Origin of the sequence: Mycobacterium shinjukuense (assembly GCF_010730055.1) — a bacterium.
Taxonomy (GTDB): Bacteria; Actinomycetota; Actinomycetes; order Mycobacteriales; family Mycobacteriaceae; genus Mycobacterium; species Mycobacterium shinjukuense.
Window position 1 is genome coordinate 3,905,044 of record NZ_AP022575.1, and the last position, 26,524, is coordinate 3,931,567.

At 66.7% G+C, this 26,524-nt stretch carries 26 protein-coding genes and 2 pseudogenes; 16 read left to right on the top strand and 12 right to left on the bottom strand.

Annotated features, from left to right (window positions below):
• The first annotated feature begins 17 nt into the window (after nucleotides 1-17).
• Entirely contained in the window at nucleotides 18-335 is a 318-nt protein-coding gene (locus G6N20_RS17595) for an ESX-1 secretion-associated protein (protein ID WP_083052349.1), read from the top strand.
• A 16-nt stretch (nucleotides 336-351) separates the two neighbouring features.
• Nucleotides 352-657 (top strand): DUF2694 family protein, encoded by a 306-nt coding sequence (locus tag G6N20_RS17600; RefSeq protein ID WP_083052346.1) that lies wholly within the window; start codon nucleotides 352-354, stop codon nucleotides 655-657.
• Between the two features lie 4 nt (nucleotides 658-661).
• On the opposite strand, the gene G6N20_RS20500 is transcribed toward G6N20_RS17600, so the two are convergent.
• On the bottom strand, nucleotides 662-805 hold the full coding sequence (locus G6N20_RS20500; RefSeq protein ID WP_169715475.1) for a hypothetical protein: 144 nt from the start codon (nucleotides 803-805) through the stop codon (nucleotides 662-664).
• 79 nt (nucleotides 806-884) lie between these two features.
• Between G6N20_RS20500 and G6N20_RS17605 the strand changes: the two genes are divergently transcribed.
• The 8 genes and pseudogenes from G6N20_RS17605 to G6N20_RS17645 all read left to right on the top strand — a co-directional run bounded on the left by G6N20_RS17605 (nucleotide 885) and on the right by G6N20_RS17645 (nucleotide 7,053).
• A complete protein-coding gene (locus tag G6N20_RS17605) occupies nucleotides 885-2,060 on the top strand; it encodes a DUF5631 domain-containing protein (RefSeq protein ID WP_083052343.1) in 1,176 nt (391 codons plus the stop codon).
• Nucleotides 2,061-2,167: 107 nt separating this feature from the next.
• A pseudogene (locus tag G6N20_RS17615) lies at nucleotides 2,168-2,909 on the top strand (PE family protein); the annotation flags it as partial.
• 308 nt (nucleotides 2,910-3,217) lie between these two features.
• Complete coding sequence (locus G6N20_RS17620) at nucleotides 3,218-3,547, top strand: DUF2710 family protein (protein ID WP_083052340.1); 330 nt, start codon at nucleotides 3,218-3,220, stop codon at nucleotides 3,545-3,547.
• 136 nt (nucleotides 3,548-3,683) lie between these two features.
• The gene (gene vapB, locus G6N20_RS17625; protein ID WP_083052337.1) at nucleotides 3,684-3,911 is read left to right on the top strand and encodes a type II toxin-antitoxin system VapB family antitoxin; all 228 of its coding nucleotides are present in this window, start codon (nucleotides 3,684-3,686) and stop codon (nucleotides 3,909-3,911) included.
• Nucleotides 3,902-4,315 carry a PIN domain nuclease gene (locus G6N20_RS17630; RefSeq protein ID WP_083052334.1) on the top strand — a complete coding sequence of 138 codons (414 nt, stop codon included), beginning with the start codon at nucleotides 3,902-3,904 and terminating at the stop codon, nucleotides 4,313-4,315. Before vapB ends, G6N20_RS17630 begins: the two co-directional genes overlap by 10 nt.
• 823 nt (nucleotides 4,316-5,138) lie before the next feature.
• Nucleotides 5,139-6,281 (top strand): group II intron reverse transcriptase/maturase, encoded by a 1,143-nt coding sequence (gene ltrA, locus G6N20_RS17635; RefSeq protein ID WP_197745484.1) that lies wholly within the window; start codon nucleotides 5,139-5,141, stop codon nucleotides 6,279-6,281.
• 110 nt (nucleotides 6,282-6,391) lie between these two features.
• Nucleotides 6,392-6,640, top strand: a complete 249-nt coding sequence (locus G6N20_RS17640; RefSeq protein ID WP_083048258.1) for a FitA-like ribbon-helix-helix domain-containing protein — start codon at nucleotides 6,392-6,394, stop codon at nucleotides 6,638-6,640.
• Nucleotides 6,637-7,053 (top strand): type II toxin-antitoxin system VapC family toxin, encoded by a 417-nt coding sequence (locus G6N20_RS17645; protein WP_083048256.1) that lies wholly within the window; start codon nucleotides 6,637-6,639, stop codon nucleotides 7,051-7,053. Before G6N20_RS17640 ends, G6N20_RS17645 begins: the two co-directional genes overlap by 4 nt.
• A gap of 192 nt (nucleotides 7,054-7,245) precedes the next feature.
• Here G6N20_RS17645 and G6N20_RS17650 read toward each other — a convergent pair whose 3' ends face one another.
• Together G6N20_RS17650 and G6N20_RS17655 are read right to left on the bottom strand one after the other, a co-directional pair.
• Nucleotides 7,246-8,019 carry a TIGR03084 family metal-binding protein gene (locus tag G6N20_RS17650; RefSeq protein WP_083048277.1) on the bottom strand — a complete coding sequence of 258 codons (774 nt, stop codon included), beginning with the start codon at nucleotides 8,017-8,019 and terminating at the stop codon, nucleotides 7,246-7,248.
• Nucleotides 8,020-8,066: 47 nt separating this feature from the next.
• Complete coding sequence (locus G6N20_RS17655) at nucleotides 8,067-9,353, bottom strand: MFS transporter (RefSeq protein ID WP_083048254.1); 1,287 nt, start codon at nucleotides 9,351-9,353, stop codon at nucleotides 8,067-8,069.
• A gap of 138 nt (nucleotides 9,354-9,491) precedes the next feature.
• Here G6N20_RS17655 and G6N20_RS17660 point away from each other — a divergent pair, with 138 nt between their 5' ends.
• Nucleotides 9,492-10,121 (top strand): YqgE/AlgH family protein, encoded by a 630-nt coding sequence (locus G6N20_RS17660; RefSeq protein WP_083048252.1) that lies wholly within the window; start codon nucleotides 9,492-9,494, stop codon nucleotides 10,119-10,121.
• Nucleotides 10,122-10,127: 6 nt separating this feature from the next.
• Here the strand turns inward: G6N20_RS17660 and G6N20_RS17665 are convergent, their stop codons facing one another.
• From G6N20_RS17665 to G6N20_RS17675, 3 genes are all read right to left on the bottom strand, one after another.
• Nucleotides 10,128-11,162, bottom strand: a complete 1,035-nt coding sequence (locus G6N20_RS17665; RefSeq protein WP_142272027.1) for a bile acid:sodium symporter family protein — start codon at nucleotides 11,160-11,162, stop codon at nucleotides 10,128-10,130.
• Nucleotides 11,163-11,181: 19 nt separating this feature from the next.
• Nucleotides 11,182-11,532 (bottom strand): hypothetical protein, encoded by a 351-nt coding sequence (locus G6N20_RS17670; protein ID WP_083048250.1) that lies wholly within the window; start codon nucleotides 11,530-11,532, stop codon nucleotides 11,182-11,184.
• 80 nt (nucleotides 11,533-11,612) lie between these two features.
• On the bottom strand, nucleotides 11,613-12,644 hold the full coding sequence (locus tag G6N20_RS17675) for an LpqN/LpqT family lipoprotein (RefSeq protein ID WP_083048248.1): 1,032 nt from the start codon (nucleotides 12,642-12,644) through the stop codon (nucleotides 11,613-11,615).
• Nucleotides 12,645-12,831: 187 nt separating this feature from the next.
• On the opposite strand from G6N20_RS17675, the gene leuS reads away from it, so the two are divergent.
• Entirely contained in the window at nucleotides 12,832-15,759 is a 2,928-nt protein-coding gene (leuS, locus tag G6N20_RS17680; protein ID WP_083048246.1) for a leucine--tRNA ligase, read from the top strand.
• Nucleotides 15,760-15,818: 59 nt separating this feature from the next.
• Here the strand turns inward: leuS and G6N20_RS17685 are convergent, their stop codons facing one another.
• The 6 genes from G6N20_RS17685 to G6N20_RS17710 form a co-directional block, all read right to left on the bottom strand.
• Nucleotides 15,819-16,322, bottom strand: a complete 504-nt coding sequence (locus G6N20_RS17685) for a MarR family winged helix-turn-helix transcriptional regulator (RefSeq protein WP_083048244.1) — start codon at nucleotides 16,320-16,322, stop codon at nucleotides 15,819-15,821.
• A 349-nt stretch (nucleotides 16,323-16,671) separates the two neighbouring features.
• Entirely contained in the window at nucleotides 16,672-17,364 is a 693-nt protein-coding gene (locus G6N20_RS17690; protein ID WP_083048242.1) for a GntR family transcriptional regulator, read from the bottom strand.
• An 82-nt stretch (nucleotides 17,365-17,446) separates the two neighbouring features.
• Nucleotides 17,447-18,232 carry an LLM class F420-dependent oxidoreductase gene (locus G6N20_RS17695; protein ID WP_083048240.1) on the bottom strand — a complete coding sequence of 262 codons (786 nt, stop codon included), beginning with the start codon at nucleotides 18,230-18,232 and terminating at the stop codon, nucleotides 17,447-17,449.
• Nucleotides 18,233-18,337: 105 nt separating this feature from the next.
• Complete coding sequence (locus G6N20_RS17700) at nucleotides 18,338-19,441, bottom strand: inositol-3-phosphate synthase (RefSeq protein ID WP_083048238.1); 1,104 nt, start codon at nucleotides 19,439-19,441, stop codon at nucleotides 18,338-18,340.
• 63 nt (nucleotides 19,442-19,504) lie between these two features.
• Nucleotides 19,505-20,047, bottom strand: coding sequence for a PadR family transcriptional regulator (locus G6N20_RS17705; RefSeq protein ID WP_083048236.1), 543 nt, complete (start codon nucleotides 20,045-20,047; stop codon nucleotides 19,505-19,507).
• A gap of 159 nt (nucleotides 20,048-20,206) precedes the next feature.
• A complete protein-coding gene (locus G6N20_RS17710) occupies nucleotides 20,207-21,076 on the bottom strand; it encodes a DUF1707 SHOCT-like domain-containing protein (RefSeq protein WP_083048270.1) in 870 nt (289 codons plus the stop codon).
• 126 nt (nucleotides 21,077-21,202) lie between these two features.
• On the opposite strand from G6N20_RS17710, the gene G6N20_RS17715 reads away from it, so the two are divergent.
• From G6N20_RS17715 to G6N20_RS17730, 4 genes and pseudogenes are all read left to right on the top strand, one after another.
• Nucleotides 21,203-21,646 (top strand): DUF5318 family protein, encoded by a 444-nt coding sequence (locus G6N20_RS17715; RefSeq protein WP_158084756.1) that lies wholly within the window; start codon nucleotides 21,203-21,205, stop codon nucleotides 21,644-21,646.
• Nucleotides 21,546-24,146 carry a transglycosylase domain-containing protein gene (locus tag G6N20_RS17720; protein ID WP_083048234.1) on the top strand — a complete coding sequence of 867 codons (2,601 nt, stop codon included), beginning with the start codon at nucleotides 21,546-21,548 and terminating at the stop codon, nucleotides 24,144-24,146. Before G6N20_RS17715 ends, G6N20_RS17720 begins: the two co-directional genes overlap by 101 nt.
• Nucleotides 24,143-25,826 (top strand): annotated as a pseudogene (locus G6N20_RS17725) (glycosyltransferase family 87 protein). Before G6N20_RS17720 ends, G6N20_RS17725 begins: the two are co-directional and overlap by 4 nt.
• Nucleotides 25,765-26,403, top strand: coding sequence for a DJ-1/PfpI family protein (locus tag G6N20_RS17730; protein WP_083048230.1), 639 nt, complete (start codon nucleotides 25,765-25,767; stop codon nucleotides 26,401-26,403). Before G6N20_RS17725 ends, G6N20_RS17730 begins: the two are co-directional and overlap by 62 nt.
• Nucleotides 26,404-26,524 lie beyond the last annotated feature (121 nt).

The window sequence follows — 26,524 nt, forward strand, 5'->3', positions numbered from 1 at the left end:
AGACAAGGAGACAGCGGATGGCAGGTCGAATCCATGTGGTGCCGGCGCACTTACGTGCAGCCGCCGCCCAGCACCAGCAGACCGCCGACTACTTGCGCACCGTGCCGTCGGCGCACCCCGCGATCCAGGAGAGCCTGGACTCGCTCGGGCCCATCTTCAGCGAGCTCCGCGAGGCCGGACGCGAGTTGCTCGAACTCAGACGGCAGTGCTACGAGCAACAAGCCGACAACCACGCCGAGATCGCCCAGAACCTGCGAGCGTCGGCCGCGATGTGGGAGCAGCACGAGGAAGAGGCGTCGCGCAGCTTCGGCGGCATCGTTGACGACGGTCGATGACGGGTCCGCGACATTCATGACAGACGCCAACCCCGCCTTCGACACCGTTCACCCCAGCGGGCACATCCTGGTTAGGTCCTGCCGCGGTGGGTGTTTGCACAGTGTCGCGCTGAGCGAGGGGGCGATGGACACCGATGCGGAAACCCTGGCCGAGGGCATCCTGCTGACCGCGGACGTGTCCTGCCTCAAAGCCTTGTTGGAGGTGCGTGAGGAGATCGTCGCGGCCGGCCATACCCCGTCGGCGCAGGTTCCGACGGCCGAAGATCTGCACGCGGCGATTGAAAGGTTGCTGGCGCATCAACTGCGGCGCCGCGAACGCTGAAAATCTATGCGCGCCAAGTCTTGACGTTATCGGGCTGCGGCACGATATCGGTGGGTGGCTCGATTGGATTGGCGCCAAACAACTCTCGTGCACGACGTAGCAGAGCCCGCACCTCGTCGAGTTGCTGCTGCAGCGCAGAATCTGCCATGGCCCCACGCTACCCAGGCTCTGCCGGCCGCACAATTCACCGCCCGCGGTGGCCGTAGGGATGCCGGTACGCTTAACCGGTGGCGATCTTTGGTCGAAGGAGCGCGCGCCAGCGCCTGCGGAGAGCGACCCGGGAATCCCTTACGATTCCGACCTTCAGGTCTCCCCCCGATTGCACCCCCTGGGTGATGGGCGGCCTCTGGCCTGCCGAGCTATCGTCGAGCACCGCCGAAACCGCCGCTCTCGCAGAGCATCTCGAGGCGGACTTGCAACTGATCGTGAGTGCTGCCAACGACCAGCTGATGAGTCTCCGACGAGCGGGGATGGTTGATTCGGCGCGACGGGCGGCAGAAGCCACAGTGATCGACGGCGCGCGTGCGGCGGCCGTGCGGCGGGTCGAGTTGACGATGCGTCGACTGCGCCCGATGACGCGCCGCGTTGCCACGGCAAGCCAGGGCCCGCCCGTCTCCGCGGATTCCGTTGGCACCGATCTGGATACCACGCGGGTCCTGCCGGCCGCCCGGGCGGTGCCACCCGAGTGGTCGGCGGTACGGCACCCAGAGCCCGACCACGCCGGTACCTCGTCGCCCGCTCGGGTCAGGGAGGACGACGACGAGGGGCTGCGGCGCCTGCTGGCGTTTGTGGCCCGTCAGGAGCCACGGGTGAACTGGGCGGTGGGTGCGCACGCGGACGGCACGACGGTGTTGGTCACCGACCTCGCCCACGGCTGGATACCTTCGGGCATCACCCTTCCCGAAGGCGTGCGGTTGTTGGCGCCCGAACGACGCACCGGTGGAGTGTCCGCGCTGATCGGCTCCGCGACGCGCTGTCAGACGTACACGCCCGGCGACTCGTTGAGGTGGTTGACGGACCCTACCGGCACGACGCCCTCCATGCGGCCGCGCGAGCTGCCGGCGGTCGACGATCTGGGAGGGCGGTTGAGCAGAGCCACCCACCGTCGTGACGGACTGCCGCGGTTGGCGCACACGATCGCCGGGGCCGCGACCGCGGGGGCGGTGGTCACCGGAGACGAAGCCGACCTGCTGCGGGTGCATCTTGATACCGCGCGCTCCCAGGTGTTGGCCCAGTATCCCAAGATCGACACCGCGCTCCTGCTCAACTGCATGTTGCTGGCCGCCACCGAAGCCTTCGTTGTCGGCGACCCGGTATCGGCGAACTATCACTTCAGCTGGTTTCAGGAGCTGGGCGCGCCGGCGGCGGGCCAGTCGCCGGCGAATGTGTGCGGGCCAAGCTAACGGCCGGCGCGCAAAGGTTGGTGGGCGAACACCAGATGTGTTGGGCGCGGCGGCGATAGGTTGGACTTTCACCGAACGGTCAGCGATGACCGGATGGGAGGGTTACGATGTCGTTGGTGGTGGCGGCCCCGGACGCGCTGGTGGCGACGGCAACGGAATTGGCGGGTATCGGTTCGGCGCTCAGCGCCGCGAATCTGGCGGCGGCGGCCCCGACCACGGGGGTGCTGGCCGCCGGGGCCGATGAGGTGTCGGCGGCGGTGGCGGCGCTTTTTCCGGGCACGCGCAGGCCTATCAGGCGTTGACCACCCAGGCGGCGGCGTTTCAGCCCGGTTTGTCCAGGCCATCAACGATGCCGGGGGTTTGTATGCGGCCGCCGAGGCGGCCAACGCCGCGCCCTTGGAGAGCGTGCAGCAATACGTGCTGGGTCTGGTCAACGCGCCCACCCAGACGCTGCTGGGCCGGCCGCTGATCGGAAATGGTGCTGACGGGACGGCGCCGGGACAGGCCGGCGGTGCCGGCGGGCTGCTGTACGGCAACGGCAACGGCGGGTCCGGTGGGGACGCCGGCACCGCGGTGACCGGGCTCGGCCTGCCTGGTGGCAACGGCGGTCACGCCGGGCTGTTCGGTGTCGGTGGGTTCGGCGGGGCCGGCGGGGCCAGCGCGCTTGGCGCTGCCGGGGGCAACGGTGGGGCTAGCGGTCAGGGCGGCTGGCTGTGGGGCAACGGTGGTGCCGGCGGGTCCGGCGGGTTCGGCGGGTCCGGCAGTCCCGCCGGGGACGGTGGGGCCGGCGGACTGGGTGGCACGGGAGGGTTCCTGTACGGCACCCCCGGCGCGAACGGCCCGGATGGTTGATCAGGGTGGCGCCGCTGCAGCCCGACACGATAATGGTTCGCCGACCAACGCAGTATCCGCGCTCGATGGATCGGCCAACCACGGCAAGCGCGAAAGTTCTATGAGTACAGCGCATCCCAGTCAGCCAGGCAGGGCAGCGCACCGGCATGTTCGCAGCCACCGGCGAGGCTCGACGAAGTGGGGTGGACAAGAGGTGGGACCTGCTAACAGCTAACGGGTGGGCACCCGGCAAAGCGGTTCGAGCGCGACCGTAATGATCACCTATGGGATGAATTGACGCTGGTGGGAGGCCTGGACATACTGTCATGGTGTCGGGGTCGGGCAGCGGCAGTGAACTGAGCGACCTGAGCGACAAGGAACTCGTCGAATCGGTTCTTCGTGAACTGAGTGAAACAGCCGACAAGTGGGAAGCACTCGTCGCGCAGGCTGAGAGCGTCACGTACAGCGTCGACCTGGGAGATGTTCAGGCCGTTGCCAATTCCGACGGCCGGCTGCTCAAGTTGACGCTGCATCCGGGCGTGATGACCGGCTATGCGCACGGGGAGCTCGCCGACAGATTGAACGTCGCGATCGTGGCGCTGCGCGAGGAGGTCGAGGCCGAGAACCAGACACGGTACGCCGGCCGGCTGCAATGACGTCGGTCGGCGCCCTTGACATTCACAGCCCTGCGGCAGACGGCACCTGGAAGCCCAGTTGATCGCGCGCATGATGTCGGACACACGTTGACGCCGGCACCGGTTGATAACGTCGATATCAAAAGGGGAGGCCGTTATGCCAGATGTACTGATCAGGGGTTTGTCAGAGGCCGCGGTCGCCCGCATCGACGCCGACGCTGCAGCTCACGGCCTTTCCCGCAACGAGTATCTGCGTCGCAGGTTCGAAGCCGAGCGATCGCCGTCTGAAGCCAGCGGCAGATTCACCATCGAAGACCTGCGCCGCGCGGCCGAAGCCGCCGCCGATCTCAACAATCCGAAAGTGATGGCGGCCGCGTGGCGGTGACCACGTGGCTCATCGACAAGTCGGCCTATACCCGGTTGGCCGAATCACCCGATGCGCAGGCATGGATTGATCGAATCCAACGCGGCATGGTGCGAATCAGCACGGTCACCAGACTTGAGGTTGGGTATTCCTTCCGGACCGCTGCGCAGACACGTCGGGAGTCCGTATCACCGCCTTTGGCCCTAATGCCGGTGGAATACCTCACTCCGGCGGCGGAAGATCGCGCAGTCCGGGTGCAGCTGATGCTCGCCGATCGTGGCCAGCATCGTGGGCCATCGATCCCCGACCTTCTCGTCGCGGCCCTCGCAGAAGTTTCCGGCCTCACAGTCTTGGCCCTGGACAAGGACTTTGAAGTGATCGCGCAGCTGACGGGGCAGTCGGTCGAGCGGCTTCGCCTGGCGTAAGGCTTCGCACGGGAGATCACGTTTGGGCCGCCAGTGCTGTAAACAGCGGCGGACATGAACAGAATGCTATCGTGATAGCATCCTGTTCATGTTGCGTCCTGCAAGTTGGACTGAACTAGCGGGTGTGAGTCCCGTCCCGGTAGGCACCGGAGCGCCGGGTAGCAGGCCCCGGTTCGTCGTTGAGAGGCGGCGGGCTAAGCGGGGTGTCAAGAGCCTCTTTGGAGGGAGCAAGTGCGCGGGCCGTAGTGCCGTTAGGTGCGAGTCCTGCAGCCTCGTCAGATTTACAACGGAGGAGCCGAGCCGCTCATGTCACGGCGAAGGCCTATGTTCGTCGAGCCCTGGTCCGGGGTTAGCTCGGCGGGTCCTTCCGGGGTACGGGGAGCGGCACGTGCACACAGTTCAGTCGGGAACAGGAGAGGCCCGTCTGCTCAGCCTGCGTCGGGCAAAGACCAGGGGTATAAGCCGATGGTGAAATCCCTTGGAGAGCAGCGGGAGTCCGAGGGGGTCGTAGTACCGCTGATCGGCGTGAGAGACACGTCGGGAGGGAAGGGCCCCTGCTTTGATCACGCGCGCGGAGCGGGTAAGCGCAAGGGCATGACCGGGTTTGCTCGGTCCAATTCCCCCGGCAAGCCATCGCTTGCCGTAGCCGACGAGGAGCCGTTGGTGGTCTCGCCGGTGAAAGTGCGACAACTGCAACGGGCGCTATGGGCTGCGGCCAAGCAGTCTGAGGGTCGGCGTTTCCATGCCCTATATGACCGTATCTACAGGGTGACGTCCTGTGGGAGGCGTGGGAACGGGTGCGCAACAACAAAGGCGCGACCGGGTGGATCGGATCACCCTGGTTGCGGTGGAGGACTACGGCGTGGACCGCATGTTGCGTGAGTTGCGCTGTGACCTTCGCACGGGTCGTTACCGTCCGGCGCCGGCGCGTCGGGTGGAGATCCCGAAACCACAGGGTGGTTTGCGGCCGTTGGGGATTCCCACGGTGCGAGACCGGGTGGTCCAGGCGGCGGCCAAGATTGTGTTGGAACCGATTTTCGAGGCGGATTTTTTGTCGTGCTCGTATGGGTTTCGGCCGAGGAGGTCGGCGACGATGGCCAAGGAACGCTTGCGGACCGGGTTCATCGAGGGTTACCAGTTCGTGGTCGAGTTCGATATCGCTAATTTCTTCGGCGAGATCGACCATGAGCGTCTACTTGCTGAGGTGGGTAGGCGGGTCTCGGATCGGCGGGTGCTCAAACTGCTGCGCTTGTGGCTGCAGGCAGGAGTGATGGTCGAAGGGGTGATCCAGCGGACGGTCGCGGGCACACCGCAGGGCGGGGTGATCTCGCCGCTGTTGGCCAACATCTATCTGCATCTGCTCGACACCGAACTGGCCGCCCGTGGGGTGGGTGAGTTGGTGCGCTACGCCGATGACGGGGTGGTGTTGTGCCGCAGCGCGGCGCAAGCCGAGCACGCCTTGGCGGCGGTCGGGGAAATCCTGGCGTCGTTGGGGTTGCGGCTGCATCCGGATAAGACGAAGGTGGTCGATCTGAGGGAGGGTCGCGACGGTCTGGATTTTCTGGGCTGTCACTTCCGGGCTCGCATGTCGGGACGGCTGTGGGAGCAGCGCCGTATTGTGCGCTACTACCTGCAGCGCTGGCCCTCGCAGCGCGCGATGGTCCGATTACGGGCCAAGGTGCGTGATCGCACCGGCCGCAATCGGGTTGGGCTGGATATCCGTGACGTGATTGCGGAATTGAATCCGATCCTGCGCGGCTGGGGTAACTACTTTCGCACCGGCAACGCCGCCCAGAAATTCGGCCAGATCGACCGGTACGTGGTGCGGCGGCTGTTCCGCTTGATGGTCAAGAAGCGGGGCCGCAATCTGTGTGCTGGACAAGCCGATCAGTGGACCGAAGCGTGGTTCAACGGGCACGGCCTGCACCGCTTGCGTGGCACCATCCGCTACCCGAAGGCAGCGTAACCATGTTCAGAAGATCATCGGTAAGCCGTGTGCGGGAAAACCGCACGCACGGATTGAAAGGGGGATGGGGAAACGGATCCGCTTTGCGGACACCGCGCCCCTGACTACCAATGGCGCAAATTCTGATCCGGCAGATCGACGACGACACCAAGAGCAAACTCCAGCGCCTGGCTCGGCAGCATGGGCGCAGCACCGAAGAGGAAGTCCGCGAAATCCTTCGTAATGCGGTGCGCGGGGTTGATGAACCCCCGGCCCGGCTGGGGTCACGCATCGCAGCTCGCGTCACAGGTATCGGTCTCCGGCAGGAGATCGCCGAGCTGCGGGGGCAGTCGGTCCAACCAGCACAGTTCGAGTCATGATCGTGCTGGACACCAACGTGCTCTCCGCGCTCATGCAGCACGTACCCGACCCGGCTGTCATCGGGTGGCTCGACGCGCAACCGGCCGAGTCAATCTGGACGACCTCGATTACGGTCCTTGAAGTCCGCACCGGCATTGAACTTTTGGAACGAGGGCGGCGCCGCAAACGTCTTGAAGCATTGTTTTCACAGATTCTCTGCGATGACCTCAATGCCCGTGTCCTGTCTTTTGACCAGGCGGCAGCCGTAGCCGCCGCAACCGTCGCCGCGACCCGTCGGCGCGCTGGCCAGACGGTGGATATCCGTGATGTGCAGATCGCAGGTATCGCCACCGCCCGGCGAGCCATACTTGCCACACGTAACACTCGACACTTTGATGCGATGGGAATCGGACTGGTCAACCCCTGGGACTGAGCACCCTTCGCGCGTTGTGCGCGCTCATCGACCGGGGCGTGGGCTGATGGGCCCCGGCTCTTTTCGCGCGTTGTGCGCGCTCATCGACCGGGGCGTGGGCTGATGGGCCCCGGCTCTTTTCGCGCGTTGTGCGCGCTCATCGACCGGGGCTTGGGCTGATGGGCCCCGGCTCTTTTCGCGCGCTGTGCGCGCTCATCGACCGGGGCCGGGTGGCCCGGCGAAGGCTTGAGCGATCGTCAGCCAGCGCTGCGCGTCGTCACCCACGGCAGTGATGTCCAGCGTGCTAAGCGCGCGCCGCTGGGTGACCAGGAAGCAGAAGTCCTCGGCGGATCCGGTGACCCGCTGGGCCGCATCGGACGGTCCCCAGGACCAGATATCCCCGCCAGGGCCACGCAGCTTGACCAAGAACGGACCGGTCGGCGGGGCCAGATTGTTGACGAGGAACGCGTAATCGCGGGTGCGGACACCGAGATGGGCTATCGAGCGCAGCCGGTCGGTGGCGGGCCGGGTGACGCCGAGGGCATCGGCGACGTCGAGCCCGTGCGCCCAGGTTTCCATCAACCGGGCCGTCGCCATCGACGCGGCGCTCATCGAAGGGCCGAACCACGGCAATTTGCGGCCATCGGCGACGGTCAGCAGCGCCTGGTGCAGCCGCCCGCGGGTGCTCCGCCAGTCCGCAAGCAGCTCGCCCGGCGCCAGGGCCGCCATTTCCTCGGCGCCGGCGTCGACGAAGCCGGTGGGATCGGCCGCCGCAGCGGTCAGCACATCGGCGAACCCGGCCTCGTCGGTGACCGCGGTGAGCGCGATTCGATCGGTCCACAGCAGGTGGCCGATCTGGTGTGCGATGGTCCAGCCCGGTGCGGGCGTCGGATCCGCCCAGCGGTTCGTCGGAAGAGACGCCACCAGCGCGTCAAGGTCGTCGCTCTCCGCGCGCAGGTCGGCGACGATCGGACCTGGACCCGCCATCATGGCCTCCCGGAGGGACAGTTGGTCGCGGAAATCACCTACGTACCTTAACCACCGGTCGCGGCCTGGCCCCGCCGGCCGACGAGGCTGTGCACTGCGAGCCCGATCAGATAGATCACCGAGCCGAACAACGCGAACACCGGCGCGCGCCCGTCGTCGGGAACCAACGCCGCGGCCACCGTGACCGAAGCGATGTATGAGACCCAAAACAGCGCGTCTTGCACCGCGAACACGTGGCCCCGCAGGGCGTCATCGACGTCGATTTGCATGGCCGAATCGGCGCACAGCTTGACCACCTGCCCGGCCACACCCAGCAGGAAGCCGCACACCACCATGACCGGTAGCACCAGGCCGGCACCGGCGAGTTGAATCGTCGCGGCCGCCGTGAGCGCACCGTTTGCGCTGGCGTAACGCCCCCAACGCCGTATCAGGGCCGGGGTGATCGCGTTGGCCAGGAAGGCGCCCAGACCGGTGGCGGCGAAGAACACCAGCGCCGTCCCCAACCCGCCGACCGCGGGGGTGGTCAGATGGTGGACCAACAGCAAGACCAGCAGCGAGTTGATACCGAGCACCATTCGGTGCGCGGCCAACCCGGACAGGGCGGCGGCGACCGTCGGGAGCTGCACAACCGCGCGCAGGCCGTGCATCCAGCCGGTGATTACGGCGTAGACCACCGAGCCGTGGATCGCGCGCTGGGTATCGTCCGGGCCCAGCACCCGCGGCTTGAACCGCAGCGACAGCAGCAGCGCGATCGACACCGGAATCGCGGTGATGAAAATGACGATCGACGCGCCCGCGTCCCCTGCCCCGGCCAGCCAGCGGGGCAGCAGCATGAAGTTGGCGCCCAGAAAGGCCGCGATCGCACCCGACGCGATCGCCACCGAGTTCATCGTGACCACCTTCTCGCGCGGCACCACGTGCGGCAATGCCGCCGACAGGCCCGAGTTCACGAACCGGGCCAAGCCGTTGCCCAGCAACGCCCCGAACAACAACAGCAGGTCGCTGGCTCGGGTCGCCAGGATCGTGCCGATCCCGGCGATGAAGGCCAGGCGGCCGACGTTGGCGCCGACGAGCACCAATCGGCGATCCCAACGGTCCAGCAGCGCCCCGGCGAACGGTCCCACCAGTGAATAGGGCAGAAACAGCACCGCGAAATCGCGTGCGATCGCCATCGGATCCGTTGACCGGTCGGGGTTGAACAGCAGCGCTCCCGCCAAACCCGCTTGGAAGAGGCCGTCACCGAACTGACTCGTGATCCGCACCAACAGCAGTCGCCCGAAGTCGGGCAAACCACGCACCGACCGCCAAAGGTCGACGGGCGGGCTGGCGTGCATCCGGCTGCGAGTCACAGGACCCCACTTCTACCAACGGGCGCGGGTACCACGACGGCGTGCGGGCGAGGCCCGTTTCGCTCGATGGCCGCCTGGACAACATTACAAATATTTGTCGACCGCGCTCGTTTGCCGCGGGCGATGCTGCCGGGGTGCGATGATGTTGTGGTGGCGCACGAAGACCCCGACGACTATGTCGCACCCGCCGCTCAACGGGTGCGAGCGGGTACCTTGCTGCTGGCCAACACCGATCTGCTGGAACCGACATTTCGTCGCAGCGTGATCTACATCGTCGAACACAACGAGGGCGGCACCTTGGGTGTGGTGCTCAACCGCCCCAGCGAAACCGCGGTTTACAACGTGTTGCCGCACTGGGCCAAGATCGCGGCCAAGCCGAAGACGATGTTCATCGGCGGCCCGGTGAAGCGCGACGCGGCCTTATGCCTGGCGACGCTGCGGGTCGGCGCCGAACCGGACGGGATGCTGGGCCTCAGGCATGTCGCGGGCCGGGTGGTGATGGTCGATCTAGATGCCGAGCCTGATCAGATCGCACCGTTGGTGGAAGGGGTGCGGATCTTCGCTGGATACTCCGGCTGGACCATCGGTCAGCTCGAAGGTGAGATCGAGCGCGACGACTGGATTGTGTTGTCGGCGTTGCCTTCTGATGTTCTGGTCGGACCGAGGGAAGACCTGTGGGGGCAGGTGTTGCGACGCCAGCCGTTGCCGCTTTCGCTGCTGGCCACGCATCCGATCGACGTCAGCCGCAACTGAGCCCAGCTAAGGCCCCTCCCCCGCCTGGGGGCCGGGCTCGGTCGGCCCCGGCGCCACCGAGCGGGTTTCCGCGGTGTGTTCTCGGGCCAGCCTGTTGGCGATCAGGGAGCACACGACCAATTGGATCTGGTGGAAGACTATCAGCGGCAACATGATCACCCCGATCGTCGCGGCGTCGAAAAGCACCCACGCCATGGGAAGACCGGATGCGAGACTCTTTTTCGAGCCACAGAACAGCAGCACGATGGCGTCACCGCGGTCGAGCCGGGCGAGCCGGCCGAGCCCGATGGTGCAGCTCAACACCATTGCGAGCAACACGATGGCGATGACGATCACAGAGACCAAATGCCAGGGTTCGACGCTGACCCAGACTCCCTCGACCACTCCCACCGAGAAGGCCGTGTAGACCACCAGCAGGATCGACCCGCGGTCGAACACCTTGAGCACCACCGCATGTCGGGCGAGCGCCGGCGTGAGCCATGGCCGCGCCGATTGACCCAGCCCGAAGGGCAGCAGCAGCTGCAGCACAATCTCGATAGCCGCGATGCGATCGACGTGGACCCCGGTGCCGGTGTGCATCAGCAGCATCACCAACAGCGGGGTGAGCACCAGGCCGAGGATATTGGACAACGACGCGCTGACCATGGCGGCCGAGACATGACCCCGCGCGATCGACGTGAATGCGATGGACGACTGCACCGTCGACGGGACCAGACACAAGAACAGCACCCCGTGGTACAGGCTGATGGTCAGCACCGAGGGCACCAGCGCTCGAGCGGCCAGCCCGAGCACCGGGAACACCACAAAAGTGGTAGCCAAGACCAGTAGGTGCAGCCGCCACTGACGCATGCCCTGCAAGGCCTGCCGCGGCGACAACCGGGCGCCGTAGAGGAAGAACAGCAACGCGATGGCCGCCTTGGCCGCGACGGACACGGTGTCTGCGGCCGGGCCGCGGGCCGGCAGCAGCGCGGCCACGGCCACGGTCGCGGCCAGCGCGAGCAGAAACGTGTCGACCGGGATCGCTTTCAGCGGCCTGAGCACGACGTTTGCCGCGCGACGATCAACGGCACGACTGGCTGCAGACCGCGCAACTCCCGCCGCAGGCGCCGGCCTGGAGGCCGGCGGCTTCGCGGTGCAGCGCGTAGCGGGCGCTCTGCCAGGAGCCCGCGGCCAGCGTTCCGATCGCGCCGGCAATACCCACGACCACCACCACCAGGGCGGTGCGCGGCGACGCCGCCAGCGCCACCGCTCCCCCGGCGGCCAGCATTACCGCGGCCGCCAGCTGTGTGGGAGCCATCGCGCGCAGCGCCAGCGTGACGGTGTCGTCGGCGTGGGCACGTGACAGCGACCAGGCCCCCACCGTGGCGGACATCGCCGCCGCGCACACGCACAGCACGCCCGTCATCAGCATGCGCTCACAATACGAGTTCGCCGGCAATTCCGCTTGCCCGGCCGCACCGGGTTCGACCTTCCCTTCGGGGCCGTCGCGCGTTAGCGTCCCGGAACCGGCGTCAGGTTGGTCAGCGGAGGCTGGGCCGGATTCGTATTCGGCGCCGGTGACTGATGGCCGCCAACACCCAGGGGCGCCGGTTGGGCCGTCGGGGGCGGCGCCTGGGGAGGCGCGGGCGGAGGCGTCCCCCGCGCCGGCCCCGGAGCCGGTGTCTGAGCGGCAGCCGCGGGTGCCGTCACCCGGAATCCGTTGATGATGGCGTCGGTGGCCGGTCCGTCGGCGACCGCCTGGGACAGGGCGGTGGTCACCGATAACGACACCAGGTACCTGTCGGGCCCGGAGGTGGCGATGACGTGGCGCCGGGAGGTGTTGAGCGTCATGTCGTTTTCGCGGTACGTGCCCTCGATGATCGAGGACGGAAAGCCGCAGAAATTGGCCAGCGACGCGTTTGTGGTCTGCCACGCCAGCAGGCGCTGGCTGTCGACGTAGCCGTGCGTGATCGCCTCCGCGGGATCGAAGTTGCCGACCAGTTTGTACACCACCACCTGCGCGTTCGACGTGTACACACTGTTGCCGAGCCGGTCGGCGATCACCACGAAGGCATCGGGCACGTTCGGATCGGGCACGTGAGTCCAGCGCGGGGGCATCGGCAGGGTGATGTCGAGCGCCTGGAACCCCTGCGGCCGCTGCGCCTCCAGCTTGACCCCCTGCGCCTGCAGGTATTCCCGCAGCGTCCCGGTGACCAACGGTGTCATGGTGGGCGGCATCGGCGCCACCACGGTGGGGGCGGCGGCTGCGGCGGTGGCTGGAATCGGTGAGGCGACGAGCGCGGGCGCCTGCGCCGGCGCGGGGGCCGGGGCCGGGGCGAACCTGTTGGCGGCAACGCCCCCGGGTGACGCCGTGAGGTTCTGGACGGGTGGGGCTGCGGCTTGGGTGGGTACCGGCACGGGGTTGGGTGGCGGTGGGAACAGCGGATCAGCCGAGGCCCTCCCGCCCGCGATGAGCATCACGCCGATGAAACCGGTTGCCATACCCGCGGCGAACAGCCGCCGGGTGGGCACGTACTGATGCATGTGCGTCGGTCCCTCCGAACTCGCTGGGGCGCCACTGCCCGCCATAGAGGCTGAATGTAGCGAGTGCTCGACGACACCGAACAGGGCCGAAATCGACCTGGGATGAACCTCTGATCGGTGTGCAACGCAACCGAGATCAACCTGTGGCCCGGCACTGGGCCGGCCACACCCTTATACCCTGTTGGACGTGACCGAATCGCCGATGGCAGCTCCCGGTGGCCCGTCCGGAGTGCACGATGCGGACTCTGCCGCGCCACCTTACCGCTACACCGCGCGACTCGCGGCAACGCTGGAACGGACTTGGCAGCACAACTGGGCCCGGGACGGGACGTTTCATGTGCCCAATCCGGTCGGCTCGCTGGCACCGAAGGACGGCGCCGATATCCTGCAGGCGCCCGAGTCCAAGCTCTTCGTCCAGGACATGTTCCCCTACCCCTCCGGCGAGGGACTGCACGTCGGCCACCCGTTGGGCTACATCGCCACCGATGTCTATGCCCGGTATCACCGGATGATTGGCCGTAACGTGTTGCACGCGTTGGGTTTCGACTCCTTCGGGTTACCCGCCGAGCAGTACGCGGTGCAGACCGGCACCCACCCGCGGACCAGGACCGAGGCCAACATCGCGAACTTTCGACGGCAGTTGGGCCGGCTGGGCTTTGGGCACGACAGCAGGCGAAGCTTCTCGACCACCGACGTCGAGTTCTACAAGTGGACGCAGTGGATTTTCCTGCAGATCTACAACGCCTGGTTCGACACCGCGGCCAACAAGGCGCGCCCCATCTCCGAACTGGTAGCCGAATTCGATTCCGGTGCACGTCGTCTGGAGGATGGTCGGGAATGGGCCAACCTGTCGGCGGGGGAGCGGGCCGATGTGATCGACAACCACCGGCTGGTCTACCGAGCGGATTCGATGGTGAATTGGTGTCCCGGGCTGGGTACGGTGCTGGCCAACGAAGAAGTCACCGCCGACGGTCGCAGCGACCGCGGTAACTTCCCGGTATTCCGGAAGCGGTTGCGGCAATGGATGATGCGGATCACCGCCTACGCTGACCGGCTGCTCGACGACCTCGACCTACTGGACTGGCCCGAACAGGTTAAGACCATGCAGCGCAACTGGATCGGGCGCTCTACCGGCGCCGCAGCGCTGTTCTCGGCGACGGTGAACACCGGTGACAGGGCCGGGCAGGCAGTCGACATCGAAGTGTTCACCACCCGGCCGGATACCTTGTTTGGTGCCACGTATCTGGTGTTGGCCCCCGAGCACGACCTGGTTGACGAGCTGGTCGCTGCCAGCTGGCCGGACGGAGTCGACCCCGCGTGGACCTATGGCGGTGCTACGCCGGGAGCGGCGGTGGCCGCCTACCGCCGCGCGATAGCGGCCAAGTCGGACCTGGAGCGGCAGGAGAACAAGGAGAAGACCGGCGTCTTTTTGGGCAGCTACGCGATCAACCCAGCCAACGGCGAGCCGGTGCCGATCTTCATCGCCGACTACGTGCTGGTCGGGTACGGCACCGGTGCGATCATGGCGGTCCCGGGCCATGACCAGCGAGACTGGGACTTCGCGCGGACCTTTGGTCTGCCAATTGTCGAAGTCATTGCTGGAGGGGATATTTCGCAGGCCGCATACGTTGGGGATGGCATGTTGGTGAACTCGGGGTACCTCGACGGCATGAATGTGGCGGAGGCCAAGAAGGCGATTACCGAACGGCTGGAATCGGATGGTCGTGGTCAGGCCCGTGTCGAATTCAAGTTGCGTGACTGGCTTTTCGCGCGGCAAAGGTATTGGGGTGAGCCGTTTCCGATCGTCTATGACAGCGACGGACGTCCGCATGCGCTCGACGAGGCGTCGCTGCCGGTCGAACTGCCCGACGTGCCGGACTATTCGCCGGTGTTGTTCGACCCCGACGATGCCGCCAGCGAGCCATCGCCGCCACTGGCCAAGGCGACCGAGTGGGTGCACGTGGAGCTGGATCTCGGCGATGGTTTGCAGCCCTACACCCGTGATACCAACGTGATGCCGCAGTGGGCCGGCAGCTCCTGGTACGAGCTGCGGTATACCGATCCGCATAACTCGGAGCGGTTCTGCGCCAAGGAGAATGAGGCATACTGGATGGGTCCGCGGCCCGCCGAGCACGGACCGGATGACCCGGGTGGTGTGGACTTGTACGTCGGCGGCGCCGAACACGCGGTGCTGCACCTGCTGTATTCGCGGTTTTGGCACAAGGTGTTGTACGACCTGGGTCACGTCAGCTCACGTGAGCCCTATCGCAGGCTAGTCAATCAGGGTTACATCCAGGCGTACGCCTACACCGATTCGCGCGGTGCCTACGTCCCGGCCGAGAAGGTGATCGAGCGGGACGGGCGCTTCGTCTATCCGGGGCCAGGCGGTGAGGTCGAGGTCTTTCAGGAATTCGGCAAAATCGGTAAGAGCCTGAAGAATTCGGTATCACCCGACGAGATCTGCGACGATTACGGCGCGGACACGCTGCGGGTTTACGAGATGGCGATGGGACCCCTAGAAGCGTCGCGCCCTTGGGCCACCAAGGATGTCGTCGGCGCCCATCGCTTTCTGCAACGGGTGTGGCGGCTGGTGGTCGACGAGCACACCGGTGAAACCCGAGTGGTCGACGAGGGTGGTCAGCTGGACACGGACACGCTGCGAGCGCTGCATCGAACCATCGCCGGAGTGTCCGAAGACTATGCGGCGTTGCGCAATAACACGGCGGTGGCCAAGCTGATCGAGTACACCAACCATCTGACCAAGCGGCAGCGTGACGCGGTTCCGCGGGCGGCGGTCGAGCCGCTGGTGCTGATGCTGGCGCCGCTGGCCCCGCACATGGCCGAAGAGCTGTGGCTGCGGCTGGGTAACGCCACCTCGTTGGCACATGGCCCGTTTCCGGAGGCCGATCCCGCCTACCTGGTCGACGAGACCGTCGAATACCCGGTGCAGGTGAACGGCAAAGTGCGTGGCCGCGTGGTGGTGGCCGCCGACGCGGACGCTGACACGCTGAAAGCGGCGGCCCTGGCCGACGAAAAGGTGCGGGCGTACCTGGCGGGTGCCACACCGCGCAAGGTGATCGTGGTTCCCGGCCGGTTGGTCAATCTGGTCGTCTAGCCTAGCTGCAACCGCCCTGTGTGCTAGCCGTTGCGATATTGATTGGTAGTCAGGAGTTTTCAGGCCTGCTGGCGTGTGTCGGAGTCGCCGACGGCGCTGTCGGCCGGCTCCCCGCGGGCCAGGCGTTCCAGCGGTGCCAGCGCCTTCATCAGCGTTTCCAGGTCGGTGTGGGGGAGTTGGCCGAGCATCGCCGCCAGCGCGGCGTGCCGGTTGGCCAGCGACTCGGCATGAACCGCACGGCCCTGCGGGGTGATGTCGACCAGTACGGCGCGCAGGTCGGAGGGGTCGCGTGAGCGTTTCACCAGCCCGATCTTTTCCAGCCGCCGGATCGCCACGGTGGTCGTTGGGGTCCGCACCCGCTCGTGCGCGGCCAGGTCCGTCATCCGGATGGGTCCGCGGTCGAGCAGGGTGACCAGAATCGACAGTTGCGCCAGCGTCAATTCACGGGCCACCGCGCCGTTGGGGTCGCCGCGGCGCAGGATCGCAAAAAGCTTGGACAGTGCGCGGTGCAACCCCTCCGCAAGCTCCGTCACCTCGGGCGCGGTGGATTCGCAGTCCGCCATAAGTCGGCAGTCTAACCCGACGCGCCGGTGACGGAAGACCACTCTTTAGACCGGCCTTGGACGGTCGGTTCACCTGGTACCGGGACCGCTGCGGCCGCGGGTGACTACGAGCATTGTCATACCGTGCGGCGGCGCGACCCGACAGCTGGCCGGACCGGAACTGGCCTTGTGTTTCAGCCCAACTCGGTCCGGACGACGGTGCCAGATTCCGGCCGGCGGGGCGCGGCCGATGAAACCGGTTGACGGCGTTCACCTTCGGTGGTCAAGCGGGCGAGGGCGCCGGTAACCTCGTCACCGCCACCGTAGGTCCACCCAACGACCGGTCAGCGCACAATCGATGCCACCTAACCTAAGTCGCCGCCCATTGCCGATGGTCAGGACAGTCGTCGGGCGGGGCGAACACTCGGCGCCGAAACAGCTCCGCCAGCATCGTCTGCGCCATCAGCTGCGAGCGACCCATGCACGCGGCTCGGGCGGCGTCCGGGTCGCGCCGGTGGATCGCGGAGGTTTCTTTTTCGTAGAAAGGCAAGATGTCGTCGCGGGTGTTTTGATATGTCGTCCAAAACATTCGGGGGATGAGGTTATGGGAGGCGCGGATGATGGCGTGCAGCCGTGGCCCCGCGTACTCGTCGTTGACCGTGCGCCGATACTCCCCGCAGATTTCGGCAAAGCTCCGCGAATCCTTGGAAGCGCGCATCGAACGCATCAGCGCGTCGAGTTGCCCCAGGATCCGCGGTGTGGGATTGGCCGCCGCGCGCGCTGAGGCAATGCCGTTGAGCAGGCCGTCGAGCTCGTGATGCTCGAGCACGGTGGCTTCGTCGAACCGCTCGACAAACGCGCCCCGGTGGTAGCGAGTCGACACAATGCCGTCATGTTCGAGCTGGACCAGGGCCTCTTGGATGGGCACGCGACTGACCCCCAGACCGTGGGCGATCTCGGTACGGTCGACGCGGTCGCCGCTGCGCAGCTTGCCGGTCAATATCAGGTTGAGAATGTGCGTGACAACCTGGTCCTTTTCCTTGACCCCATACCTCTTAGGCATCAGTACGTCGCGTCTTTCCCGCTAGCTAGAGCCTCAGCGCCGGCAAGTTTCTCACGACTCGCTGCACCGACGTTTGCAGAGGTTAGCGTGAATCACGCCACCGGCAGAGCGTTTCGGCGGCGGTGAGGTCGTAGTCCGGACCGTTGCATCCCACCGTGAGCAGTGTGACGCCGAGGCCGGTGAGGGCTTCGGCGTTGGCGATCAGCCCCCGGCCACTATCCACCGCGGCCGATCGTTCGATGCTGGCCGGGTCCCGACCGACGTCTGCGCAGTGCCGGTGGAGCACGGCTGACTTCGCCGGGAACTCGTCGGCGGAGGTGAAGCTGTGCCAGATGTCGGCGTATTCGGCGACCAGCCGCAGGGTCTTGCGCTCACCCCCACCGCCGATCAGCACCGGGATGTTGCGCGTCGGCGCCGGGTTCAGCTTGGCTAGCCGCGCCTTGATCCGGGGCAATGCGGCCGCCAGGTCGTGCAGCCTGCTGCCGGCGGTGCCGAACGGGTAGCCGTACTCGGCGTAGTCCTTTTCTTTCCAGCCCGATCCGATCCCTAGGATGAGCCGCCCGTCACAAATATGGTCGACGGTCCGGGCCATGTCGGCCAGCAGCTCCGGATTGCGGTAGGAGTTGCAGGTCACCAGGGCGCCGATCTGAATGCGTGATGTTTGCTCGGCCCAGGCCGCGAGCATGGTCCAGCATTCGAAATGTGGTCCCTCGGGATCACCGTAGAGCGGGAAGAAGTGGTCCCAGTTGAAGGCGATGTCCACGCCGATGTCCTCACACCGGCGGACAGCGTCTCGGATGCTGCGGTACCGCGCAGCATGCTGGGGCTGCAGCTGCACGCCAATGCGAATGGGAAAATCAGCCGTCATACAACCACCGTAGGCGGGGCCGCCCCCGTATCGACGCCACGTTGACTCTGCGGATACCAGGCAAATGTGCGAGTAGCGCTTGCGTGGTCAGCGCAGAGTTCAACGCTAGCCGGTGATGAATTCTTCGAGCTGGGCGCGCGCGATGTCGTCGGGCAGCTGCTGCGGCGGGCTCTTCATCAGGTAGGCCGACGCGGCCACCACCGGTCCGCCGAGGCCGCGGTCTTTGGCGATCTTCGCCGCCCGCACCGCGTCGATGATCACGCCCGCCGAGTTCGGCGAGTCCCAGACCTCGAGCTTGTACTCCAGGTTCAATGGCACGTCGCCGAAGGCGCGGCCTTCTAAGCGCACGTAGGCCCACTTGCGGTCATCGAGCCAGCCGACGTGGTCGGAGGGGCCGATGTGCACATCCTTGGTCTTGAACTCGCGCTGCAAATTGCTGGTGACCGCTTGCGTCTTGGAGATCTTCTTCGACTCCAGCCGCTCCCGCTCCAGCATGTTGAGGAAATCCATGTTGCCGCCGACGTTGAGCTGCATGGTGCGGTCCAGCTGCACGCCGCGGTCCTCGAACAGCTTGGCCAGCACCCGGTGGGTGATGGTCGCGCCGACCTGGCTCTTGATGTCGTCACCGATGATCGGCACCCCGGCGTGGGCGAACTTCTCGGCCCATACCGGGTCGGAGGCGATGAACACCGGCAGCGCGTTCACGAACGCCACGCCGGCGTCGATGGCGCACTGGGCGTAAAACTTGTCGGCCTCCTCGGAGCCCACCGGCAGGTAGGAGACCAGCACGTCGACCTCGGCGTCCTTGAGCACCTGGACCACGTCCACCGGCTCGGCGTCGGACAACTCGATGGTGTCGGCGTAATACTTGCCGATGCCGTCGAGGGTCGGGCCGCGTTGCACGATCACATTGGTGGGCGCCACATCAGCGATCTTGATGGTGTTGTTCTCCGAGGCGAAGATCGCGTCCGACAGGTCGAACCCGACCTTCTTGGCGTCCACATCGAACGCCGCCACAAACTTGATGTCGCGAACGTGATATTGGCCGAACCGCACGTGCATGAGGCCCGGTACCGTCGACGAGTCGTCGGCGGTGTGGTAATACTCGACGCCCTGAACCAGCGAGGACGCGCAGTTGCCGACGCCGACGATGGCCACACGTACCTCCGCCTGCGCCTGCGACGCCTGTGGCGCGTTGTACTGACTCATAGGGCGTTCTCCTAACCTCATAACCTCTGGGGTGTCGTGGGTGGTCGATGGTCTGGTGTGGGGTTACGTCTGTTCGGCGTGGTTGGGCGCTGCCCGTTCCGCGGCGATGAGCTCGTTGAGCCACTTGACCTCGCGCTCGCTGGACTCGAGCCCGAGTTGATGGAGTTGGCGGGTGTAGCGGTCAAACGACGTGCTGGCCCGGGCGATGGCTTCGCGTAGGCCTTCCCGGCGTTCCTCGACCTGGCGGCGGCGGCCTTCCAGGATGCGCATCCGCGCCTCGGCCGGTGTGCGGTTGAAAAACGCCAGGTGCACCCCGAAGCCGTCGTCGGTGTAGTTGTGCGGGCCGGTGTCGGCCACCAGCTCAGCGAAGCGGCGGCGGCCCTTCTCGGTGAGCTGGTAGACCCGGCGCGCCCGGCGCACCGGGGTGCCCGCCGGGGCGGCGTTCTCAGCGATCAACCCCTCGGCCTGCATACGCCGCAGCGCGGGGTACAACGAACCATACGAAAACGCCCGGAAGGCACCGAGCAGGCCGGTCAGCCGCTTGCGCAGCTCGTAGCCGTGCATGGGCGACTCGATCAGGAGACCGAGGATGGCGAGCTCGAGCATCGAGTCACCTCCTCCCGATGGCTGGTTACGTTGGTTACGTTGGTCCGACGCCTCGCGTCATCGTATCGTCTCGATATATTAGGGACAACACACTGAGCGTTAATGCGCCGTTCATCACACCATGGGTGAGTTGACCATCGGCGGCGGCCCGGCGCTCGGCTATGTCGGGTAGCTGACGTGTTTGATGGTGCCGTCGCCGGCGAAGACGATGTAGCCGCTGCCGTAATCGGTGGAGACATACAGCGACAGCGACAGCGCCCCGGGCGCGGTCGGGTCTTTGGCCGGTTCGACGGTCAGATACGTGGTCTTGACGTCGGACTGCTTCATGCCGAGGGTTTCCGGGGCACCGCGCAGAATACCCACCATGGTCTTGACGTCGAATTTGCTCAGGTCCACGAGGACGGTGTCGGCACTGCTCTTGGCCGTGCTGGACGGATCGCCCCATCCGCCGCGATAGGTATAGCTCAGCACGCGGCGGTCGTCGGCGGGGTCGAGGCGATCGATCGACGCGTAGTCCGGGTAGACCACCAGCCGATATCCCATCGTGTCGCCGAATCGCTTGCGCGTTTGTTCCAACAATCCGGTGAGCCCGCCTAGGGACTGCAGCTGTCTGGGTGGGGTGAGCACTATTGCCGCGACACCATCGGCTTTGGCTCCCGGATCGGTGGTGAAGTCCAACGGAGAGCGGGTGTTTCCGTACAGGCCCCAGCCGATGCCGATGCCCAGCACCACCGACGTCGCCAGCGCGGCGATCAGCAGGCCCAACCCGTTGCGCCGGGCTCGTGTTTTCAACGCGGGCATCTGCGCGGGAGCGCTCTGGAACTGCAGATCGGCCACCAGTCGCTGCAGGTCGCCCAGGGTGACCGCGTTGGTGGCCGCGCTGACGCGTTCCCGGTGCTCAGTCATCGAGAGCTCGCCGTCGGCGAGGGCGTTGTCGAGAATCCGGCAGGCGTCCTGACGATCGGAGTCCTTTGCCCGGGTTGTCGCCATCGCACCGCGGGCGAGCGGGGTGCCCAGCCATTTCGCCACGGGGACGATGGTAGAAGTCCGACCACCGATGGGCAGCGCGCGGGTGATCACCGAACGCCCGGGCACACGGGCCACCGGGGCGTCGGTGTGTATCGAGGCCGGGGTTGGCGACGTAGGCTGGTCAGCGTGCGACTGCAGCGACAGGTGGTGGATTACGCGCTTCGGCGGCGCTCGCTGTTGGCCGAGGTGTACTCCGGACGCACCGGTGTGACCGAGGTTTGTGATGCGAATCCCTATCTGCTGCGCGCTGCCAAGTTTCACGGGAAACCAAGCCAGGTGATCTGCCCGATCTGCCGGAAAGAGCAGCTCACGCTGGTGTCGTGGGTGTTCGGCGAGCACCTCGGCGCGGTATCGGGCTCGGCGCGCACCGCCGAAGAGCTGGTCATGCTGGCGGCACGGTTCTCGGAGTTCGCCGTGCACGTGGTGGAGGTGTGCCGCACCTGCAGCTGGAATCATCTGGTCAAGTCGTATGTCCTGGGCGCGGCGCGTCCGGCACAACCCCCTAGGGCCCCCGGTGGGGCGGGCGGCCCGCGGACTGCGCGCAACGGCGCCCGCACCGCCAGTGAATAGCCCCAACGGCCCCCACCAGTCGCCCAGCGCGGCCGAAGGCGCGACGGCGGGTGCGGGCAGGCATTCCAGCGGCCCGGACCACCCGCGTCCTGTGTCCGGCCAGCGTCAGCACGTTCCCCCCGACGACAGATTGACCACGATCATCCCGCCGGTGACCGACGACCGATCGACCGGGCACGCCGATCCCATCGAAGCGGTCAAGGCCGCCTTAGACGGCCCGCCGTCGACGCCGCTGCGGCGCGCCCCGCGGGTCGAGGGGGAGCTGGACCACCGCGCGGGCACACCGCCGCGGCAGGACCGATTGAGCGATCGCCGCCCGCCGGGGCCGCCCGGACCGCCGGGCCCGCCCGGGCCGCCCAGCGCCAGGGCCACCAGGCCAAAGGCGGGCGTGACCTGGGTCCAGCAGATCAACTGGACATGGGTTCGACGCGCGGTGTATCTGACCGCGGCCGCGGTCATCCTGCTGCCGATCGTCACCTTCACGATGGCCTACCTGATCGTCGACGTGCCCAGGCCGGGTGACATCCGTACCAACCAGGTCTCGACAATCCTGGCCAGCGACGGCTCGGAAATCGCTAAAATCGTTCCGCCCGAAGGCAATCGGGTCGACGTCAACCTCAGCCAGGTGCCGGTGCACGTGCGTCAGGCGGTGATCGCCGCCGAAGACCGTGGCTTCTACACCAACCCGGGATTCTCGCTCAGCGGATTTGCCCGGGCGGCCAAGAACAACCTTTTGGGCGGTGATCTGCAGGGCGGCTCCACCATCACCCAGCAGTACGTGAAGAACGCGCTGGTGGGCACCGCGCAACACGGGTGGAGCGGTTTGCTGCGCAAGGCCAAAGAACTGGTGATCGCGACCAAGATGTCGGGGGAGTGGTCCAAAGACGATGTGCTGCAGGCCTATCTGAACATCATCTACTTCGGTCGGGGCGCCTACGGGATCTCGGCGGCGTCCAAAGCCTATTTCGGCAAGCCCGTCGAGCAACTCACCGTCTCCGAGGGAGCGCTGCTGGCCGCGCTGATTCGGCGGCCCTCCACGCTGGATCCCGCGATCGATCCCGAAGGTGCCCTGGCCCGCTGGAATTGGGTGCTCGACGGGATGGTGGAGACCAAGGCACTGTCCGCCAATGATCGTGCGGCGCAGGTGTTTCCCAACACCGTGCCGCCCGAGCAGGCACGCGCGGCCAACCAGACCAGCGGTCCCACCGGGCTGATCGAACGACAGGTGACCAGGGAGCTGCTCGAGCTGTTCAACATCGACGAGCAGACCCTAAACACCCAAGGGTTGCAGGTCACCACCACGATCGACCCGCAGGCCCAGCAGGCCGCGGAAAAGGCGGTGGCGAAGTACCTCGACGGACAAGATCCCGAAATGCGTGCGGCGGTGGTTTCCATCGACCCGCACAATGGGGCGGTGCGCGCCTACTACGGCGGGGACAATGCCAGCGGGTTCGACTTCGCCCAGGCCGGATTGCAGACCGGGTCGTCGTTCAAGGTGTTCGCGCTCGTCGCCGCGCTGGAGCAGGGGATCGGGTTGGGCTACCAGGTGGACAGCTCCCCGCTGACGGTCGACGGCATCACGATCACCAACGTCGAGGGCGAAGGCTGCGGGACGTGCAATATCGCCGAAGCGCTCAAGATGTCGCTGAACACCTCCTATTACCGGCTGATGCTCAAACTCAACGGCGGCCCGAAGGCCGTCGCGGACGCCGCGCACCAAGCCGGCATCGCCGCCAGCTTCCCGGGTGTTGCGCACACGCTGTCCGAAGACGGCAAGGGCGGGCCGCCCAACAACGGGATCGTGCTGGGCCAGTATCAAACCCGGGTGATCGACATGGCGTCGGCGTACGCCACCCTGGCCGCGTCGGGCCGCTACCACCCGCCACACTTCGTGCAAAAGGTCGTCAACGCGAGCGGTCAAGTGCTCTTCGACGCTAGCACCGCGGACACCACCGGTGAGCAGCGCATCCCGAAGGCGGTGGCCGACAACGTCACCGCGGCGATGGTGCCGATCGCCGGATATTCCCGCGGCCACAACCTGGCCGGCGGCCGGGAGTCGGCGGGCAAGACCGGCACCACGCAGTTGGGCGACACCACCGCCAACAAGGACGCCTGGATGGTCGGGTACACGCCGTCGCTGTCCACGGCCGTGTGGGTGGGCACCGTCAAGGGCGACGTGCCCCTGGAAACCGCCTCGGGCGCACCGATTTACGGCTCCGGCCTGCCGTCAGACATCTGGAAGGCGACCATGGACGGCGCCCTGAAGGGCACCCCGAACGAAACCTTCCCCAAGCCCGCCGAGATCGGCGGCTATGCGGGTGTGCCCGCCGCGCCGCCGCCGCCCCCGTCCGCGCCGCCACCGACGGAAACGGTGATCCAACCCACGGTTGAGATCGCGCCGGGGATCACCATCCCGGTCGGTCCGCCCACCACGATCACCCTTGCGCCGGCACCGCCGTCGGCGTCGCCGCCCGCCGAGACCCCCTCCGCGCCACCGTGACCGGCGCAACCACGCCCAGCCCCACCATCTCGCCACGGTCGTTGGCCACTGATCTGCGTAGCTCAGACAACCGCGACTGCCCCAGTCGCACCGACGTTTTGGGCGCTGCCCTGGCCGATGTGGTCGGCGGGCCGGTGGGCCGGCACGCGCTGATCGGCCGCACCCGTTTCATGACGCCGCTGCGGGTGATGTTTGTGATCGCGTTGGCATTCCTGGGGCTGGGTTGGTCGACGAAGGCGGCCTGCCTGCAAAGCACCGGCAGCGGGCCCGGCGATCAGCGGGTGGCCAACTGGGATAACCAGCGGGCCTATTACGAGCTGTGCTACTCCGACATCGTCCCGCTCTACGGCGCGGAGTTGTTGAACCAGGGCAAGTTTCCGTACAAGTCGAGCTGGATCGAAACCGACAGCACCGGTGCTCCGCAGATCCGCTACGACGGTCAGGTCGCGGTGCGCTACATGGAGTACCCGGTGCTGACCGGGCTCTACCAGTACATGTCGATGGCGCTGGCCAAGACCTACACCGTGGTGAGCAAGATAGCTCCCGTTCCGGTGGTCGCCGAGGTGGTGATGTTCTTCAACTTCGCCGCAGTCGGGCTGGCGTTGGCCTGGTTGGCCACCGTGTGGGCCAGCGCGGGGCTGGCGGGCCGGCGAGTGTGGGATGCGGCGCTGGTGGCGGCCTCACCGCTGGTGATATTTCAGATATTCACCAATTTCGACGCATTGGCAACGGCTTTCGCGATGGGCGGCCTGCTAGCCTGGGCTCGGCGCCGCCCAGTGCTCGCCGGTGTGCTGATCGGGTTGGGGGCGGCGGCCAAGATGTATCCGCTGCTGTTCCTGGGCCCGCTGCTGGTGCTGGGAATCCGCGCCGGTCGCCTGGGCGCTGTCGCCCGCACGGCCATGGCGACCGCGGTCGCCTGGCTGATGGTGAATGTGCCCATTCTGCTGCTGTTCCCGAGGGGCTGGTCGGAGTTCTTCCGGCTCAACGCCCGCCGCGGTGATGACATGGACTCGTTGTACAACGTCGTGAAGTCGTTCACCGCGTGGCGCGGTTTCGATCCCGGGTTGGGCTTCTGGGAGCCGCCGATGGTGCTCAACACCGTTGTCGCGGTGTTGTTCACGGTGGCGGGCGCGGCGCTGGGATATGTCGCGCTCACCGCCCCGCAGCGGCCGCGGCTGGCGCAGTTGGCGTTTTTGGTGGTGGCGGCTTTCCTGGTGACCAACAAGGTATGGAGTCCCCAATTCTCGCTGTGGCTGGTGCCGTTGGCGGTGCTGGCCGTGCCGCATCGGCGGGTCCTGCTGGCGTGGATGACGATCGATGCGCTGGTGTGGGTGCCCCGGATGTATTACCTGTACGGCAACCCGAACCGCTCGCTGCCCGAGCAGTGGTTTACCGCGACGGTGCTGGTGCGTGACATCGCGGTGATGATGCTGTGCGCCTTGGTGATCCGCCAGATCTACCGGCCCGACGAGGACCTGGTGCGCTGGGGCGGGCGCATCGACGACCCGGTGGGCGGGGTGTATGACCGCGCCCCCGACGCCCCGCCCGGCTGGTTGCCGGGGTGGCTACGTCCGGCTCCGCTTCGGCGGCGGGTCGCCTCCGGCGCCGGGGAGGCTTGATGCAGGTCGCCATCCCACTGTTTCCGCGGTTCACCGCGCTGGACGCGGTGGGGCCCTATGAAGTGCTGCAACGCGTTCCGGCACTGGACGTGGTGTTCGTCGGGCACCGGCGGGGGGAGGTGCGCACCGAAAACGGCATGCTCGGCGTCACGTGTGACGCCACCTTCGAGGAAGTTCGCGCACCCGATGTCGTGGTGTTTCCCGGCGGCATCGGAACCCGCGTGCTGGTCGGCGACGAAGCCGTCCGCTGCTGGCTGCAATCGGTGCACCCGCACACCAGGTTCACCACCTCGGTGTGTACCGGCGCGCTGCTGCTCGCGGCCGCGGGCCTACTCGACGGACTCACCGCGACGACGCACTGGCGGGCCGCGGATCTGCTCGACGAGTTGGGGGCGCGGTATGTGCCCCAGCGCGTCGTGGAGCATCTACCGCAGCGGATCATCACCGCGGCGGGGGTGTCCAGCGGCATCGACATGGCGTTGCGGCTGGTCGAGCTGTTGGTGGACCGTGAGGCCGCGCAGGCCGCCCAATTGCTCATCGAATACGACCCGCAGCCGCCGTTCGATTCGGGAGCGCTGGGCAAGGCCGATGTCGGGACAAGGTCCCGGGCGGCCGAATTCCTGCACACGCGGAAGTAGATGTGGCCGGTGATTTAACAGCCAGCCCCGAGTCCGGTAGCCTGGTGCGGTTGCCGGCGCAGGCGACCCTCCTGCCACGGACCGACCGTGGCCGCCCAGACCAGAGGAGGTGATGAGGTCC